Origin of the sequence: Acidisphaera rubrifaciens HS-AP3, from assembly GCF_000964365.1 — a bacterium.
Taxonomy (GTDB): Bacteria; Pseudomonadota; Alphaproteobacteria; order Acetobacterales; family Acetobacteraceae; genus Acidisphaera; species Acidisphaera rubrifaciens.
The window spans coordinates 1-1998 of record NZ_BANB01000670.1; the positions used below are offsets into that span (position 1 = coordinate 1).

Consider the following 1998-nt stretch of genomic DNA (forward strand, 5'->3'; position numbering starts at 1 on the left):
CCCCCGCCTGCCGCCGGGCGCGGATGCAGACATGCTGCGCCTGCTGACGGCCGCGCCGGTGACCGGTGTCAGCGATCTCGCGCGTGCGCGCGCCGAACTGGCCCTGGCGCGCAGCGTCGCCGATGACGAGTCGGCCGCGATGAATGCGCCGCCGACGCTGCAGGCGGCCGCGACAGTATCGCCCGATACCGCAACGATTCAGGCCGTCGTGCAAAAGCGTGAGCGCCGCGCGGCGGCCTCCGAACCGGGCGGGGACGCTGCATCCGCGCCGCCGCCGCCGGCGCCGCCCTCATCCGCGCCGGCGCACTGACGCGCCTCGGCGACGGGCCTCATCGCTCGGCCGCCCGATGCTGCGGCGGCGTGCCGTCACCGGGTGGGTGGCATGCGTCGCCGCGGTCGGACGGAATTTCACTTGCATCGCACCCCCCCGTGCCTCATATCGCGCCCTCTTCTGGCCCCAGGGGTCGATCCGCGCACGCCTCAGCTTGCCTGCGCGCGGTGAAACCAACAGGCCGTCTGCTGGTAGGAGGGTATGCGGTGAACGCACTCAGCCCACTGGGGATGGTCTCGGACGTTCCGAGCAAGAACCAGTCATCGGACGCCGTTGAGGCGCAGAACAACATGCCGGCCGCCGCCGGTCAGGTCATGCCTGACCACGCCGCGACGGCTCCGGCCGCGACCGATCCGGCGCCTGCCGATCGCGCCGATGCGTGCGACGAGGTGGCGAAGGATTATTTCGTCGAGCGCGACGGCGTGCGCTTTGCCGGCACGCACCTGCTGCTCGACCTGTGGGGGGCGCGGAACCTCACCGATCCGGCACTGATCGACACCGCCCTGCGCGCGGCGGCGGAAGCGGCCGGGGCGACGATCCTGCACGGCCATTTCCACCACTTCAGCCCCAACGGCGGCGTGTCCGGCGTGCTCGTGCTGGCGGAGAGCCATATCTCCATCCACACCTGGCCGGAGCGCGACTTCGCGGCGGTCGACATCTTCATGTGCGGCGCCTGCAACCCGTACCGGTCGATCGAGACGCTGAAGGGCGCCTTTGCCCCGACTTCCATCCAGCTCTCGGAACAGCGGCGCGGCCTGATCGTCTAGGCCTATCCCGCCGCATGACTGCCCGGCATTCCCACGGGAATGCCGGGTGGCGCCGCTTGCCGATCCGCACTGTCGAATCCGCGCATTCCGCTCACGCCGTCCCGCCCACGGGAGTGACCGATGACGACCGATACATGGCTGAACGAAACGCTCTATCCTGACTGGGGCCAGCGCTTCCGCATCCGTCGCGAACTCGCGCGCGTGCAGAGCGACTTCCAGGACATCGTGATCTTCGAAAGCCACACGCATGGCCGCGTCATGACCTTGGACGGCGTCGTGCAGATCACCGAGGCGGATGAGTTCGTCTATCAGGAGATGCTGGCCCACGTGCCGCTGCTGGCGCATGGCGACGCGCGGCGCGTCCTGATCATCGGCGCGGGGGACGGCGGCGTGCTGCGCCGGGTGCTGCAGCACCGCAACGTCGAGCGGGCGGTGATGGTGGAAATCGACGGCGAGGTGATCCGCCTGTCGAAGGAGCATCTGCCGCAGATCGGCGGCACGGCATGGAGCGATCCGCGTGCCGAGGTGATCGTGGGTGACGGCATCGACTACGTCCGCCGCGCCGCCGACGAATCGTTCGACGCGATCATCGTCGACAGCACCGATCCGATCGGCGTGGGCGAGGTGCTGTTCACCGACGCGTTCTATCGCGACTGCGCCCGCATCCTGTCGGCGCGCGGACTGGTGGTGAACCAGTGCGGCGTGCCGTTCATGCAGGCGGACGAGCTGCGCGACACGAGCCGGCGGCGCGCGCAGTTCTTCGCGGATGTGAGCGCCTATGTCGCGGCCGTGCCGACCTATGTCGGCGGCTACATGACGCTCGGCTTCGCGGCCAAGCAGCCGGGTCTGCGCGACATCGCGCCCGACGTGCTGGCCGCGCGGGCCGAGGCGGCGGGCATC

3 protein-coding genes are annotated in these 1998 nt (G+C 70.0%); all 3 read left to right on the forward strand.

The annotated features are described in order from the left end of the window. Nucleotides 1-310 (forward strand): hypothetical protein (locus tag B8460_RS16115; protein ID WP_048862634.1); only part of this gene is annotated, 310 nt, incomplete at its 5' end. A gap of 227 nt (nt 311-537) precedes the next feature. Next, nucleotides 538-1098 (forward strand): adenosylmethionine decarboxylase, encoded by a 561-nt coding sequence (gene speD / locus B8460_RS16120; protein ID WP_241771213.1) that lies wholly within the window; start codon nt 538-540, stop codon nt 1096-1098. 120 nt (nt 1099-1218) lie between these two features. Beyond that, nucleotides 1219-1998, forward strand: a 780-nt coding sequence (gene speE, locus B8460_RS16125) for a polyamine aminopropyltransferase (RefSeq protein ID WP_048862635.1), incomplete at its 3' end; no start/stop codon positions are given.